This is a genomic window from Lysobacter concretionis Ko07 = DSM 16239 (assembly GCF_000768345.1).
In the GTDB taxonomy this organism is placed as follows: Bacteria; Pseudomonadota; Gammaproteobacteria; order Xanthomonadales; family Xanthomonadaceae; genus Novilysobacter; species Novilysobacter concretionis.
Map to the genome: position 1 here is coordinate 387,365 of NZ_AVPS01000004.1, position 14,480 is coordinate 401,844.

Here is a 14,480-nt window from a genome sequence, read left to right on the forward strand (position 1 = left end):
GACATCGATCGAGCCATGAACCTGATGACGAATGCGGCCCCGCGGGCTGAAGTCCCCACCCCGGACGCGGCGAGTCTTGACGGGGTCGACCTGGAGTATCTCGCCAGCCGGCTGCCGACGCCGTTCCATGCCTATTCGGCGAACGCGATCCGGCAACGCATCGCCATGTTGCAGGCCGCGTTGCAGGGTCTGGATGCGCAGATCTGTTTCGCGGTGAAGGCCAACAGCAACCTGGCCATCCTGCAGCTGATGAACGAGGCCGGCGTGGGCGCGGACATCGTGTCCGGCGGGGAGCTGTGGCGCAGCCTCCGGGCCGGCATTCCGGCGGACCGGATCGTCTTCTCCGGCGTGGGCAAGAGCGGGGACGAGATCGCCGAGGCACTGGCTGCGGGGGTCTCCCGCTTCAACGTCGAATCGCATCACGAGCTGCTGATGCTCGACCGCATTGCCAGCTCGCAACGGACGCTCGCGCATGCGGCGGTCCGGATCAATCCGGATGTCGAGGCGGGCGCGCACGAGAAGATCTCCACCGGCAAGGCCGAAAACAAGTTCGGCGTGAGCATCGCGGAAGCCCGCAGCTGGTTCTCCAGCGCAGCCGGCTTGTCGCATGTGCGGCTGGACGGGCTGCATGTGCATATCGGCTCGCAGATCCTCGAACTGGAACCGTTCCGGCTGGCGCTGGCGCGGGTCGCGGAGTTCTGGCGTGAGCTGGTACGCGACGGACACACGATCAACAGCATCGATGTGGGGGGCGGGCTGGGAGTCTGTTACCGGCGCGGCCACGACCGGCCGATCGAGGCGGGCGCCTATGTCGCGGTGATCCGCGAAGCACTGGCCGGTTTCGAAGGCCGGATCGTGCTGGAACCCGGACGTTACCTGGTCGCCGAGGCCGGCGTGCTGATGACGCGGGTGATACGCGTCAAGCAGGGCGAGCAGCGCCGGTTCCTGGTGGTCGATGCGGCCATGAACGACCTGTTGCGGCCTTCGCTGTACGACGCCTGGCACGACATCGTCCCGGTCTCCGGCCCACCGCGCGCGGCCGTGACGTACGACATCGTGGGTCCGGTGTGCGAAACCGGCGATACCTTCGCGGTGGCGCGGGAGCTTCCGGCCTGCAAGGCCGGCGACCTGCTGCTGGTCGCCGCCACGGGCGCCTATGGCGCCTCCATGGGGTCCAACTACAACTCGCGGCCGCTGCTGGCCGAGGTGTTGCTCGACGACGGACGGTACGCGGTCATCCGCCGTCGGCAGTCCTTCGAGGAAATGATCGCCGGCGAGCAGCCGGCAGGGAACTGGCAAACCGCATGATCCGCATCGCAAAGCGCTCCATCCTCGCCATCCTCGCGTGCCTGCCCCTGTGTGCAGCCGCGGCGGATTCTCCCGGCAACCACCGCCTTGACGAGCACTTCGACGCGGTCATGGCGCGCTACCAGTTGCCGGGGCTCGCCGTCGGGGTGATCGAGGACGGCGAAGTGGTCTACATCCGCACCGCGGGGGAACTGGCGGCCGGTTCCGGCGAGCCGGTCACGGCCGACAGCCTGTTCAAGATCGCTTCCAACACCAAGGCGATGACCGCCAGCGTGCTCGCGCGTCTGGTCGATGCCGGCAAGCTGCGCTGGGACGACCCGGTGGTGAAGCACCTGCCGCAGTTCCGCATGTACGACCCTTGGGTGACCCGCGAGATGCAGGTGCGCGACCTGCTGATCCACAACAGCGGTCTGCGCGAAGGCGCCGGCGACCTGATGCTGTGGCCGGAGCCGAACCACTACGGCCGCGACGACATCATCGCCGGCCTGGCGCACCTGAAGCCGCAGCACAGCTTCCGGTCGCAGTACGCCTACGACAATCTTTTGTATGTAGTCGCCGGCGAAGTCGCCGCGGCGGCTGGTGGCGCGTCCTATGAAGCACTGGTGCGGCGCGAGGTGTTCGAGCCGCTCGGCCTGTCGCGCTGCCGGGTAGGTGAGTTCAATGCGCGCGAAGTCGGCAACATCGCCCGGCCGCACCGGCGCCAGGACGGGCGCAACGTGGTGACCGGCAGCAACGACGCCGTGGTCGCCGCCATCACCTCGGCCGCTGCCGGCGGCATCCGCTGCAGCCTCAACGACATGCTGGTCTGGGCGCAGAACTGGCTGGTGCCCACAGCAGCGCAACAGGTCTGGCTCTCCGACACGCAACGTCGCGCCGTGTGGACGCCGCACACGCCGTTGCCGATCTCGCGCCGCCAGCGTGCGTGGGACGACAGCCACTTCCGCGCCTACGGTTACGGCTGGCGGTTGGCGGACATCCATGGCGAATGGAGCGTCTCGCATACCGGCACCCTGTCGGGCATGTACTCCGTGCTGCACCTGCTGCCGGAGCGACGCAGCGGCTTCGTGGTGCTGATCAACGGCAGCGGCGATGCAGCCCGGACCGTGCTCAACCAGGTGCTGGTCGAACACTTCACCTCGCCGGATCGGGACAGCTCCGTGACCCGGTATGCCGATGAGCTGGCCCGCGCGTCCCCGACGCCCGCGGCCATCCCGATGCCGGAGGCCGCCGCGCGAAAACCGGCTTCGGCCGATGACATGGCGCGCTGGCTGGGGCGCTGGCGCGATCCGTGGTTCGGCGAGGTGTCGGTCTGCGGGCAATCGGGCGTGGTGCGGTTCAGCGCGGCCAAGTCGCCGATGCTGACCGGCGTGGTGATGCGCGCCGGCGATCGTTATCTGGTCGACTGGGACGCCGACCAGGTCGATGCCGAGGCCTGGCTGTTCTTCGCCGGCGGCGAGGGTGACGAGGCGAAGAACCTCACCATGGCCAAGGTCGATCCCGATGCGGACTTCAGCTACGACTACGAAGACCTTTCGTTTACCCGTATCGGCGAATGCACCGGACGCTGAGGACCGCCGATGCCTTCATTATCCGGAGCACACCATGCGTATTCCCGCCTTGCTGTTGGCTTCCGCCTTCGCGATTGCCGGCGGTGTTTCCTCCGGTGAGTCGATGGCGGCTGATGCGGTGCCCGCGGAAGTCGATCGCCTGATGCAGCAATACGACGGCAGCGGCCCGGGTGCCGCACTGCTGGTCCTGCAGGATGGCCAGCCGGTGCTGCGTCGCGGCTACGGCCTGGCCGATCTCGAGCAGGGCACCGCGGTCGGGCCGCAGACCAATTTCCGTCTGGCGTCGGTGAGCAAGCAGTTCACCGCTGCCGCGATCCTGTTGTTGGCGGAGGACGATCGGCTGCATCTGGATGACCCCGTGCGCAAATGGTTGCCATCGTTGCCGGTGGCCGGCGAGGCCATCACCCTGCGCCACCTGCTCACCCACACCTCGGGGCTGATCGACTACGAGGACGTGATGCCGGACGTGTTCGACAGGCAGCTGCGTGACGCCGACGTGCTGGAAATCCTGGAAGCCCAGGACCGGACCTATTTTGCTCCCGGCTCCGCCTACCGGTACAGCAACAGCGGTTACGCCTTGTTGGCATTGACCGTGGAGCGGGCTTCGGGTCACGAGTATCCGGCATTCCTGCGCGAGCGGATCTTCCAGCCGCTCGGCATGGAGAACACCCTGGCCTATGTGCGCGGCGGCCCGGAAATCAGCCACCGCGCCTATGGCTATACGGCAGTCGACGGCGTCTGGACGCGCACCGACCAGAGTCCGACCAGCGCGGTGCTCGGGGATGGCGGGATCTATTCCTCGATCGACGACCTGGCGAAGTGGGACGCGGTCCTCTACGACGACCGGCTGCTCGCGGACGAGTCACGACGGATGGCGTTCGCCGCGGCAACGACCACCGACGATCCGGACGTCGACTACGGTTTCGGCTGGCGCATCACCGGCGACAGCCTGTGGCATTCGGGCGAGACGATCGGCTTCCGCAACGTGATCGTGCGCTATCCGCAGCAGCGCCTGACGGTGGTGCTGCTCAGCAACCGCAATGATCCGGAGCCGTATTCGACCGCATTGGAGATTGCTGCCCGATTCAAGCGGTAGACGCCGTCGGACGCGGGTCCGGGCAACAGTGGGGCGCTGGCGTATTGGGACAATCACCCACAGAAAAAGCGGCCGAAGCCGCTTTTTCTGTTTGCGTGAAAGCGCTTACGCCGCCTTCTTCGCCAGATCCCGCAGCACGTAATGCAGGATGCCGCCGTGGCGGTAGTACTCGACTTCCTTCGGCGTCAGCAGCAGCACGTCGACCTCGAAGCGCTTCTCGCTGCCGTCGGCCTTCTTCGCGACGACGGTGGCGGTCCTGGAAGCGCCGTCGTCCAGACCGGTCACGTCGATCACCTCCGAGCCATCCAGACCGTGCGTCAGTGCGCTTTCGCCGTCCTTGAACTGCAGCGGGAGCACGCCCATGCCGACCAGGTTGGAGCGGTGGATGCGCTCGAAGCTCTCGGCGATGACCGCCTTGACACCCAGCAGGATGGTGCCCTTGGCCGCCCAGTCGCGCGAGGAGCCGGTGCCGTATTCCTTGCCGGCGAACACCACCAGCGGCACGCCCTCGGCCTTGTACTTCATCGCCGCGTCGTAGATCGCCATCTGCTCGCTGGCGCCGTCCTTGCCGAAGTGCTTGGTATAGCCGCCTTCCACGTCGTCCAGCATCAGGTTCCTGATGCGGATGTTGGCGAAGGTGCCGCGCACCATCACGTCGTCGTTGCCGCGACGCGAACCGTAGCTGTTGAAGTCGGCCGGCTGCACGCCGCGCGACTGCAGGAAACGGCCCGCCGGGGAGTCCTTCCTGATCGCGCCGGCCGGGGAGATGTGGTCGGTGGTGATCGAATCGCCGAACAGGCCCATCACGCGCGCACCGTGGACGTCGTCGATCGAACCGACCTCCATCGTCATGCCGTCGAAGTAGGGCGGGTTCTTGATGTAGGTCGAGGTCTCGTCCCACGCGAAGGACTCGCCATCGGGCGACTCGATCTCGTTCCAGCGGGCGTCGCCCTTGAACACGTCGGCATAGTTCTGCGCGAACAGCTCCGGTCCGACGGTCGCGGCGATCATGTCGCCGATCTCCTTGTTGGTCGGCCAGATGTCACGCAGGTAGACGTCGTTGCCGTCGCGGTCCTTGCCCAGCGAGTCGGTGGCCAGGTCCATGTCCACGGTACCGGCAATCGCATAGGCGACCACCAGCGGCGGCGAGGCGAGGTAGTTCATCTTCACCTCGGCATGGATGCGGCCTTCGAAGTTGCGGTTGCCCGACAGCACCGCGGCGACGGCGAGGTCGTTCTCGGCGATGCCCTTGGACACGGCATCCGGCAGCGGGCCGGAGTTGCCGATGCAGGTGGTGCAACCGTAGCCGACGACATAGAAGCCGAGCTTTTCCAGATCGGCCAGCACGCCGGCCTTCTGCAGGTAGTCGGTGACCACGCGCGAACCCGGCCCGAGCGAGGTCTTGACCCACGGTGCGGCGGTCAGGCCACGCGCCACCGCCTTGCGGGCGAGAAGGCCGGCACCCAGCATCACCGCCGGGTTGGAGGTGTTGGTGCAGGAGGTGATTGCCGCGATGACCACGGAACCGTCGCTGAGCGCGTGGTCCTTGTCGTGCAGGCGGATGGTCGAGACCGGCTTGGCAGCCAGGTGCTCGGCCTGCGGCTGCCCGCCGCCTTCCGCCTTCAGTGCCTGGTCCGCGCAACCCACGCTGCGGTGGGCGGTGAAGCCGGTCACGTTGGTGCGGAAGTTGTCCTTCATGTCGCTCAGCAGGACGCGGTCCTGCGGACGCTTCGGGCCCGCCAGCGACGGCTTGACCTCGGACATGTCCAGGCCAATGGTCGAGGAGTACGTGGCCTCCGGCTGGCCCGGCTCGTGCCACAGGCCCTGAGCCTTGGCGTAGGCCTCGACCAGGGCGATCTGCTCCTCGCTGCGACCCGACAGGCGCAGGTACTTCACCGCCTCGGCATCGACCGGGAAGATGCCGCACGTCGCGCCGTATTCCGGCGCCATGTTGCCGATCGTCGCGCGGTCGGCCAGCGGCAGGTGCTGCAGGCCTTCACCGTAGAACTCGACGAACTTGCCGACCACACCGTGCTTGCGCAGCATCTGGGTGACGGTCAGCACCAGGTCGGTGGCGGTGGCGCCTTCGGGCAGCTTGCCGGTCAGCTTGAAGCCGACCACCTGCGGGATGAGCATCGACGAGGGCTGGCCCAGCATCGCGGCCTCGGCCTCGATGCCGCCCACGCCCCAGCCGAGCACGCCGATGCCGTTGATCATGGTGGTGTGGCTGTCGGTACCGAACACGGTGTCGGGGAACGCCAGCAGCTCGCCGCCCACCTCACGCTCCATCACCACGCGGGCGAGGTTTTCCAGATTGACCTGGTGGACGATGCCGGTGTTGGGCGGCACCACCTTGAAGTTTTCCAGCGCCTTCTGGCCCCAGCGCAGGAAGCCGTAACGCTCCTTGTTGCGCTCGAACTCGATCTGGCCGTTGATGTCCAGCGCGTCGGGGCGGCCGAACACGTCGACCTGCACGGAGTGGTCGATCACCAGTTCGGACGGAATCTGCGGGTTGATCTGCCGGGGATTGCCGCCCAGCCGGGTCACCGCATCGCGCATCGCCGCCAGGTCGACCACGCAGGGCACGCCGGTGAAGTCCTGCAGGACCACGCGCGCCGGCATGAAGGCGATCTCGGTGGACGCTTCGGCGGTCGGATTCCACTGCGCCACCGCTTCGATGTGGTCCTTGCCGACCGTGATGCCGCCATCTTCATGGCGCAGCAGGTTCTCAAGCAGGATCTTCATCGAATAGGGCAGCTTGCCCAGGTCGAAGCGCTTGCCCAGGGTGGGCAGGCTGAAATAGGTGTAGGACTTGCCGTTGACGTCGAGTTGCGCGCGTGTGGCGAAGGAGTCGGCCATTTGGAAGCTCCGTGGCTGGAATAGCGGGGGGAGGGCAGGCGACCTTGTCCGGGATTGGCCGGAAATCCGGACGCGACAACCCCGATCAAGGTGCATCAGCTGCGTTCGAGCCCCGTCATTATGCCGGAAGCCGCCAAAAACTGCCCGCGTTCAGGGCGCAATACCGCCTCCCGAAGCTCAGCGCAGCAGTGCTTCCACGGTCGCGGCCATGTCGCGCCGACGCAACAGGAAATCCAGCAGGCTGCCGCCCATCTGCCGCCACAACACCGCCGCGCGCACCGCGGTGAGCAGCACCGCCCGCACTTCGGCAACCACATCGGACTGGCCCAGGTAATGGGGGTTTCCCTGTACCAGCACGCGCGGACGCAGGTGGCTCAGGGTGTCGGCGTACAGGCTGCCCAGCGCGGCCAGGACTTCCGGATGACTGCGCCCCAGCCGTTCCGCGGTCTCCGCCTGGGCCTGGATGCCACGTCGCACGCGTTCGCCCATGTCGTGGTCGCGCGCGAAGCGGCGCTCCAGCTGCATCACCGCCAGCGCCAGACGAGGCAGTTGGGCATCGTGGCCTTTGCCGCCGAAGTAATCGCGCAACAGCATCAGCCCCGGCCGCAGGGACGCGCGTCCGCCATAGATCGCCTCGGTCGACTCGGCGTCGATCCGGAACACCGATTCCAGCAGGGTGTCGACCACGGCGGCATTGGCCTGCCCGGTGTCGGCGATCCGGCGCACCTGGGCCAGGGCCTGGACCAGGCCGGCCAGCGCGAGCACGCGGTCGGCAAGGCGGTTGTTGCGGGTGTCGGTCATGCAGTGTTGGCCCTCAGGCGTTGTTCGAGTGGAGCATCCGTGGTCGCGATGACCGCGCCGCCAAGGCAGACCGGGCCGTCGTAGAGCACCAGCGATTGCCCCGGCGTGACGGCACGTTGGGGGCACAGGAAGCGGACTTCCAGTGTGCCGTCGTCGTTGACGCGTACCTCGCAGGCCTCGTCGAGTTGACGGTAACGGGTCTGCGCCGTGCAGGTGAAACGGCCGGCTGGCGGCGCGCCGGCAATCCAGTGCGCGGCCTCCGACCAGAGCGTCTGCGACTTCAGCCAGGGCGTATCGCTGCCCTGATCGACATACAGCACGTTGCTGGCCACGTCCTTGCCGACCACGTACCACGGCGCGGCCTGGAACCCGCGCACGCCGCCGATGTTGAGGCCTTCGCGCTGGCCGATGGTGAAATAGAACACGCCTGGATGGCGGCCGATGGGCTGTCCGGTGGGCGTGCGCATCTCGCCGTCGCGGACGGGCAGATAGCGCCCGAGGAATTCGCGGAAGTCGCGCTCGCCGATGAAGCAGATCCCGGTGGAATCCTTCTTGTCCGCGGTCGGCAGGCCTGCATCCCGCGCCATCTGGCGTATCACGGGCTTGTGCAGGTCGCCGAGCGGGAAGCGGGTCGCTGCCAGTTGTTCCTGTCCCAACTGGTGCAGGAAGTAGCTCTGGTCCTTGTCGCGATCGATGCCGCGCAACAGGCGGTGGCGACGGCCGTCGTGATCGATGCGGGCGTAATGGCCGGTGGCAATGAAGTCGGCCCCCAGATCGTGGGCGGCATCCAGGAAGTGCTTGAACTTGATTTCCCGGTTGCACAGTACGTCCGGGTTGGGCGTCCGGCCGGCGGCGTACTCGGCCAGGAAGTGCTCGAACACACCAGCCCAGTATTCGCCGGAAAAATCGCGGAAATGGATCGGGATGCCGAGCCGGCCCGATACCGCGACGGCATCGCGGCGGTCGTCCTCGGCACGGCACTCGCCGCTGCCGTCGTCCGCCCAGTTCTGCATGAACAGCCCGGCGATCGGCTCCCCCGCATCGCGCAGCAGCAGGGCGGCCACGGACGAATCGACCCCGCCGGACATGCCGACGATGGTGCGCGGGAATGACGTGCGCGGGGAGGGGCGGTGTGGAGCGTTCATGCCAACTGCTGTACGAGGTCGAGAGGGTGCCGTCGTCCGGCCAGATAGTCGGCGACGGTACGCCAGACCAGCGGGCTGCGGTGACGGCCGGCCTGATCCTGGAGCTCGCCCGGCGTCAGCCACAAGGCCTGCACGATTCCGGTATCCAGATCACGTGCCGGGTCGTGCGACACCGGCTCGGCCGCAAACGCGAAGCGCATGTAATGACGGTCGCCACGGCCATCATCGGCAACCGGAGCTTTCCATTGGTAGGCGCCGATGAACGCCGTCAGGCGCACGTCCCAACGGGTCTCCTCGCGGGTTTCGCGCAGCGCGGCTTCCAGCAGGCTCTCGTCGGGCTCCAGATGGCCGGCCGGCTGGTTCAGCACGAGCCGCCCTTGCGAGGTCTCCTCGACCATCAGCAAGCGCCCCGCACACACGACCACGGTTGCGACAGTGACATCGGGTTGCCAGAAACGCCTTTCGCGATCGCTCAAGATTGATCCAGTAAACAACGTGGCGGCCATTTTGCCGGCCACCCGCGCGGGCGTCCATCGACCCGCCGGTCGGCCCCGTCGCGGGGCCGGGACATTTACACTACCCGCCATGCCCAGACATACCGACCACGAACTCGACCATGGCCACGGCGTCATGGTGGAAACCGGCAAGCCGGAAATCGCCCGCCCGCCGCTGTACTCGGTGCTGTTGCTCAATGACGACTACACCCCGATGGATTTCGTGGTCGAGGTGCTGATGCGGTTTTTCCCGATGACCGCGGAGAAGGCGACCCAGATCATGCTCCACGTGCACACCCGTGGCCGAGGCGTTTGCGGGGTGTTCACGCGCGAGGTGGCCGAATCGAAGGTGGCGCAGGTCAACGAGTTTTCCAGGCTGAACCAACACCCCCTGCTATGTACGATGGAAAGGGCCTGATCTGCCGGCGACATGGAAAAGTGGGCCGGCACCCCCATCTAGGGTTGCAGTAGCTTTCGGAGGCACACGCCCCATGTTCAGCAAGGATCTCGAGTACAGCATCGGCCAGTGCTACAAGCGCGCCCGTGAGGCACGCCACGAGTACATGACGGTCGAACACCTGCTGTTGGCACTGCTTGACAACCCGTCCGCCGAGGCCGTCCTGAAGGCCTGCGATGCCGATGCTCCGCGCCTGCGCGGCGATCTGGAGCAGGCCATCGCGACCTCGGTGTCGGTGCTGCCCGACGATGTCGACCGCGACACCCAGCCCACCCTGGGCTTCCAGCGCGTGTTGCAGCGCGCGGTCTATCACGTGCAGTCCTCCGGCAAGAAGGAGGTCACCGGCGCGAACGTGCTGGTGGCGATCTTCGGCGAGAAGGATTCGCACGCCGTGTACTACCTCAACCAGCAGGACATCGCCCGGCTGGACGTGGTCAATTACCTGTCCCACGGAATCGCCCGTCACGGCGACGATGGCGACAACCAGCATGTCGAGGGCGAGGCCCAGCCGGTCGAAGGCGAGGGCGACGGCAAGGCCGATGCGCTTTCGGAATTCGCGATCAACCTCAACCAGCTCGCCCACGACGGCAGGATCGACCCGCTGGTCGGCCGTGCCGACGAGGTGGAGCGCACCATCCAGGTGCTGTGCCGACGCCGCAAGAACAACCCGCTGTACGTCGGCGAGGCCGGCGTGGGCAAGACCGCGATCGCCGAAGGCCTGGCCAAGCGCATCGTCGACGGCGATGTGCCCGAGGTGCTGGCCGACGCCACCATCTACGCGCTCGACCTCGGAGCGCTGGTGGCCGGCACCAAGTACCGCGGCGACTTCGAGAAGCGGCTGAAGGCGGTGCTGGCGCAGATGAAGAAGCTGCCCGACGCGATCCTGTTCATCGACGAGATCCACACCATCATCGGCGCGGGTTCCGCCAGCGGCGGCACGATGGATGCCAGCAACCTGATCAAGCCGGCGCTGTCCTCCGGCGACCTGCGTTGCATCGGCTCGACCACGTTCCAGGAATATCGCGGAATCTTCGAGAAGGACCGCGCACTGGCGCGGCGCTTCCAGAAGATCGACATCGTCGAGCCGACGGTCGGAGAGACCTTCGAGATCCTGCAGGGCCTCAAGCCCCGCTACGAGGCCCATCACGGCGTCACCTACGAGGACGACGCGCTGCAGGCGGCGGTCGACCTGTCGGTCAAGCACATCGGTGACCGCCTGCTGCCCGACAAGGCGATCGATGTGATCGACGAGGCAGGAGCACGCCAGCGCCTGCTGCCCGAAGGGGTGCGCAAGGCGCTGATCGACGTGGAGGAGATCGAGACCATCGTCGCCAAGATGGCGCGGATTCCGGCCCGCCAGGTATCGGCCACCGACAAGGACGTGCTGAAGAACCTGGAGCGCAACCTGAAGATGGTGATCTTCGGCCAGGACCCGGCGATCGACTCGCTGACCTCGGCGATCAAGCTGTCGCGTTCCGGCCTGGGCAATCCGGACAAGCCGATCGGCAACTTCCTGTTCGCCGGCCCGACCGGCGTGGGCAAGACCGAGGTCACCAAACAGCTGGCGCTGCAGCTGGGCATCGAACTGGTCCGCTTCGACATGTCCGAGTACATGGAGCCGCATTCGGTGTCGCGCCTGATCGGCGCGCCTCCGGGCTATGTCGGCTTCGACCAGGGCGGCCTGCTGACCGAGAAGATCGTCAAGACCCCGCATTGCGTGCTGCTGCTGGACGAGGTCGAGAAGGCGCATCCGGACATCTTCAACATCCTGTTGCAGGTCATGGACCGCGGTGCACTGACGGATACCAACGGCCGCGAGGCGAATTTCCGCAACGTGATCCTGGTGATGACCACCAATGCCGGCGCGACGCAGGCGGCAAGGCGCACGATTGGCTTTACCAAGCAGGACCACAGCACCGACGCGATGGAAGCGATCCGCAAGGGCTTCACGCCGGAGTTCCGCAACCGGCTGGACGCGGTGGTGCAGTTCGACGCGCTCGGCTTCGAGCACATCCTGCGCGTGGTGGACAAGTTCATGATCGAGCTGGAGGCGCAGCTGCACGAGAAGGGCGTCACCATCACCGCGACGCCGGAGGCCCGCGAATGGCTGGCCCAGCATGGTTTCGATCCGTTGATGGGCGCACGGCCGATGGCCCGCGTGATCCAGGACAAGATCAAGCGCCCGTTGGCCGATGAACTGCTGTTCGGCAAGCTGGCGAACGGCGGACGGGTCACGATCGAGGTCAGGAACGACGAGCTGGTGGTCGATGCGCAGGCCGAGCCGGAGAAGCTGTTGCCGGCGACCGTGAGGTAATGGCGGACAAGCCGGGCCGATGCTGACTGCACGGTCCGGTCGTTTGCCGGGAATCGGCAATCATCGGGAACAACGAAAAAGGCGGCCAATGGCCGCCTTTTCTGTCGCACGCCACCGCAATCACTTGTTGCGGTAGGTGATCCGTCCCTTGGTCAGGTCGTACGGAGTCATCTCCACCTTGACCTTGTCTCCGGTCAGGATGCGGATGTAGTTCTTGCGCATGCGGCCGGAAATGTGGGCGATGATCTCGTGCCCGTTTTCGAGGCGCACGCGGAACAGGGTGTTCGGAAGGGTTTCCGCCACCGTGCCCTCGAATTCGATCACGTCGTCTTTTGCCATGTGGTTCCTGTATCACTCGAATGGCGGCGCAAGAATGCGGCCGCGAAGCCGGGCATTCTGCCACGACCGGGTCGATGGCGCAAAACCAGGCTGCCCCGCGTTCATGTTTCGCACCATCCCCGGTGCCGGCACCGGGGATTTTCAGGTTGACGGCCTGCTGTCCGCGCTTGCCAGCAGGCGGGCCGGAAACGTGCCGAACCGCCTGCTCCATGAACCGGGCGGTTCGGCCTGCGCCACCAGCGCACGCACCCGGTCGAGAAAGCGATCGCGAGGCCATGACGTGGCGCCCAGACTGAGCAGGTGCGGGTTTTCGACCTGCGCATCAAGCAGCGGCCAGCCCCATTCGCTCAGGTGCGTGGCCAGGGCGGCGAGCGCAACCTTGGAGCCGCCTGAGGCGAGGCTGACCATGCTTTCGCCGAAGAACATCCGCCCGATCGACACGCCGTACAAGCCCCCGACCAGCCGGGGGCCGGCCCGTACCTCGATCGAGTGGGCATGCCCGAGACGGTGCAGCTGGGCGTATGCGTCGAGCATCCCGCTGGTGATCCAGGTGCCGGGCTGGCCCGCCCGGGGCGCGTGGGCGCAGGCGGCGATGACCTGGTCGAAATCCGTGTCGGCGGTGACGATCCAGTCCGATTGACGCAGCGTGCGCCGGAAGCGCGACGACAGGCGCACGCTGGCGGTTTCAAACACGGTGCGCGGATCGGGCGACCACCACAGCAGCGGCTGTCCGTCGGAATACCAGGGAAAGACCCCGCTGGCATACGCGTTGAGCAGGCGGGGCGGGGACAGGTCGCCGCCCATCGCCAACAGGCCGTCGGGTTCGCGCAAGGCCCGGCGCGGGTCCGGGAACGGTGCGTGGGGATCAGTCGGCAGTTCGGGCAGTTGGATCGGCATGCCGGCCATTGTCGCCGTCGCCGCGCTTGAACGGCGAGTGGCCGCCGAGGGTGGCCGCGTAACGGCGCACGGAGGCGGCTTCCTGTTGGCACCAGTCACGCAGGGCGGCGCGGAATGACGGGTCGGCGATCCAGTGGCGGCTGTGCACGAGGGCCGGCAGGAATCCGCGCGCCAGCTTGTGCTCGCCCTGCGCTCCGGGCTCGAACCGGGTCAGCCCTTCGCGCAGGCAGTAGTCGATGCCCTGGTAGTAGCAGGTCTCGAAATGGAGCCCGGCGACGGTTTCGAGGGCGCCCCAGTAACGTCCATACAAGGTGTCGCCGCCGCGCAGGCACAGTGCACCCGCGATCGGCTGCCCGGCCCGTTCGGCGAAAAACAGCACCAGCGAGCCGGGCATGGTTTCCGCCAGGTGATGCAGGAAGGCCAGGCTCAGCGTCGGGTGGTTGCCGTATTCGGCGAACGTCTGCAGATAGAAACGGTGCATGTCGAGCAGGTCCGCATCGCTGGCTTGGCCGCCTTCGACGACCCGGAAAGTCACCCCGGCGCGGGCGACCCTGGCACGTTCCTGGCGGATGTTCTTGCGGTGCTTGTGGTCGAACGCGGACAGGTAGTCGGCAAAATCCCGCCAGCCCGCGTCGTTGTGCCAGTGGTACTGGACGTCGATGCGGGCGAGCCAGTCGTCGCCGGCTGCGGAGTTCTGGAATATCGGCTCTTCGTCGCCCGGATGGAAGTTGACGTGGACCGACGACCATCCTTCGCGCTCCGCATCGGCCACCATGGCCGCGAGCAGCGCGCGCCGATGCGCCGGCTCATGCGCCAGCAGCCGTGGCCCGGTGACGGGCGAGTAGGGAACCGCGCACAGTGACTTGGGGAAATACTCCAGGCCGTGCCGCGCGTAGGCGTTGGCCCACGCGTGGTCGAACACGAATTCGCCGTGGGAATTGTCCTTGCGATAGCCCGGCGCGGCGGCCACCAGCGCGTCGCCGTCCCATAGGGTCAGGTGTCGCGGGGTCCAGCCCCATTCCGGGCGCAGACAACCGTGTTGCTCGAGCCCGGCCAGAAACGCGTGCCGGATGAACGGGTTGCGGCCGTCATGCAGCGCGTCCCACTGCTCGGCGGGGACATCGTAGAGGTTTGCAATGATGCGGGTGCGGGGCATGGACGCACCATGATGGCCCAATGGAGATGGCGGCGGAGATGGCGGC

At 66.8% G+C, this 14,480-nt stretch carries 12 protein-coding genes; 5 read left to right on the forward strand and 7 right to left on the reverse strand.

The window, feature by feature from the left end; all coding sequences use genetic code 11:
• The first annotated feature begins 24 nt into the window (after nucleotides 1–24).
• The 3 genes from lysA (at nucleotide 25) to N792_RS06300 (ending at nucleotide 3,972) form a co-directional block, all read left to right on the forward strand.
• Nucleotides 25–1,308: a diaminopimelate decarboxylase gene (gene lysA, locus N792_RS06290; RefSeq protein WP_052103577.1), complete on the forward strand. Its 1,284-nt coding sequence runs from the start codon at nucleotides 25–27 to the stop codon at nucleotides 1,306–1,308.
• Nucleotides 1,305–2,876 carry a serine hydrolase gene (locus N792_RS06295; RefSeq protein ID WP_036193442.1) on the forward strand — a complete coding sequence of 524 codons (1,572 nt, stop codon included), beginning with the start codon at nucleotides 1,305–1,307 and terminating at the stop codon, nucleotides 2,874–2,876. Before lysA ends, N792_RS06295 begins: the two co-directional genes overlap by 4 nt.
• A gap of 103 nt (nucleotides 2,877–2,979) precedes the next feature.
• Nucleotides 2,980–3,972 (forward strand): serine hydrolase domain-containing protein, encoded by a 993-nt coding sequence (locus tag N792_RS06300; RefSeq protein ID WP_156969320.1) that lies wholly within the window; start codon nucleotides 2,980–2,982, stop codon nucleotides 3,970–3,972.
• 105 nt (nucleotides 3,973–4,077) lie between these two features.
• Here N792_RS06300 and acnA read toward each other — a convergent pair whose 3' ends face one another.
• The 4 genes from acnA to N792_RS06320 form a co-directional block, all read right to left on the reverse strand.
• Nucleotides 4,078–6,927 carry an aconitate hydratase AcnA gene (acnA, locus tag N792_RS06305; RefSeq protein WP_425478849.1) on the reverse strand — a complete coding sequence of 950 codons (2,850 nt, stop codon included), beginning with the start codon at nucleotides 6,925–6,927 and terminating at the stop codon, nucleotides 4,078–4,080.
• Between the two features lie 81 nt (nucleotides 6,928–7,008).
• Nucleotides 7,009–7,632, reverse strand: coding sequence for a high frequency lysogenization protein HflD (gene hflD, locus N792_RS06310; protein ID WP_036193445.1), 624 nt, complete (start codon nucleotides 7,630–7,632; stop codon nucleotides 7,009–7,011).
• Nucleotides 7,629–8,777 (reverse strand): tRNA 2-thiouridine(34) synthase MnmA, encoded by a 1,149-nt coding sequence (gene mnmA / locus N792_RS06315; RefSeq protein WP_036193447.1) that lies wholly within the window; start codon nucleotides 8,775–8,777, stop codon nucleotides 7,629–7,631. The genes hflD and mnmA overlap by 4 nt, the downstream gene beginning before the upstream one ends.
• The gene (locus N792_RS06320) at nucleotides 8,774–9,253 is read right to left on the reverse strand and encodes an NUDIX hydrolase (RefSeq protein ID WP_036193449.1); all 480 of its coding nucleotides are present in this window, start codon (nucleotides 9,251–9,253) and stop codon (nucleotides 8,774–8,776) included. Before N792_RS06320 ends, mnmA begins: the two co-directional genes overlap by 4 nt.
• Nucleotides 9,254–9,362: 109 nt before the next feature.
• Between N792_RS06320 and clpS the strand changes: the two genes are divergently transcribed.
• Nucleotides 9,363–9,689, forward strand: a complete 327-nt coding sequence (gene clpS / locus N792_RS06325; protein ID WP_036193452.1) for an ATP-dependent Clp protease adapter ClpS — start codon at nucleotides 9,363–9,365, stop codon at nucleotides 9,687–9,689.
• A gap of 73 nt (nucleotides 9,690–9,762) precedes the next feature.
• Nucleotides 9,763–12,042, forward strand: a complete 2,280-nt coding sequence (clpA, locus tag N792_RS06330; RefSeq protein ID WP_036193455.1) for an ATP-dependent Clp protease ATP-binding subunit ClpA — start codon at nucleotides 9,763–9,765, stop codon at nucleotides 12,040–12,042.
• A gap of 120 nt (nucleotides 12,043–12,162) precedes the next feature.
• Here clpA and infA read toward each other — a convergent pair whose 3' ends face one another.
• The 3 genes from infA to N792_RS06345 all read right to left on the reverse strand — a co-directional run bounded on the left by infA (nucleotide 12,163) and on the right by N792_RS06345 (nucleotide 14,434).
• A complete protein-coding gene (gene infA / locus N792_RS06335) occupies nucleotides 12,163–12,381 on the reverse strand; it encodes a translation initiation factor IF-1 (RefSeq protein WP_036193457.1) in 219 nt (72 codons plus the stop codon).
• Between the two features lie 141 nt (nucleotides 12,382–12,522).
• A complete protein-coding gene (aat, locus tag N792_RS06340) occupies nucleotides 12,523–13,278 on the reverse strand; it encodes a leucyl/phenylalanyl-tRNA--protein transferase (protein WP_036193602.1) in 756 nt (251 codons plus the stop codon).
• Nucleotides 13,247–14,434 (reverse strand): GNAT family N-acetyltransferase, encoded by a 1,188-nt coding sequence (locus tag N792_RS06345; protein ID WP_052103556.1) that lies wholly within the window; start codon nucleotides 14,432–14,434, stop codon nucleotides 13,247–13,249. The genes aat and N792_RS06345 overlap by 32 nt, the downstream gene beginning before the upstream one ends.
• Nucleotides 14,435–14,480: the final 46 nt, after the last annotated feature.

Bases quoted from the DNA above. Each gene is read 5' to 3' on its own strand.
- lysA (WP_052103577.1), top strand. From the start codon at position 25: ATGACGAATGCGGCCCCGCGGGCTGAAGTCCCCACCCCGGACGCGGCG.
- N792_RS06295 (WP_036193442.1), top strand. From the start codon at position 1,305: ATGATCCGCATCGCAAAGCGCTCCATCCTCGCCATCCTCGCGTGCCTG.
- N792_RS06300 (WP_156969320.1), top strand. From the start codon at position 2,980: ATGGCGGCTGATGCGGTGCCCGCGGAAGTCGATCGCCTGATGCAGCAA.
- acnA (WP_425478849.1), bottom strand. From the start codon at position 6,927: ATGCACCTTGATCGGGGTTGTCGCGTCCGGATTTCCGGCCAATCCCGG.
- hflD (WP_036193445.1), bottom strand. From the start codon at position 7,632: ATGACCGACACCCGCAACAACCGCCTTGCCGACCGCGTGCTCGCGCTG.
- mnmA (WP_036193447.1), bottom strand. From the start codon at position 8,777: ATGAACGCTCCACACCGCCCCTCCCCGCGCACGTCATTCCCGCGCACC.
- clpS (WP_036193452.1), top strand. From the start codon at position 9,363: ATGCCCAGACATACCGACCACGAACTCGACCATGGCCACGGCGTCATG.
- clpA (WP_036193455.1), top strand. From the start codon at position 9,763: ATGTTCAGCAAGGATCTCGAGTACAGCATCGGCCAGTGCTACAAGCGC.
- infA (WP_036193457.1), bottom strand. From the start codon at position 12,381: ATGGCAAAAGACGACGTGATCGAATTCGAGGGCACGGTGGCGGAAACC.
- aat (WP_036193602.1), bottom strand. From the start codon at position 13,278: ATGCCGATCCAACTGCCCGAACTGCCGACTGATCCCCACGCACCGTTC.
- N792_RS06345 (WP_052103556.1), bottom strand. From the start codon at position 14,434: ATGCCCCGCACCCGCATCATTGCAAACCTCTACGATGTCCCCGCCGAG.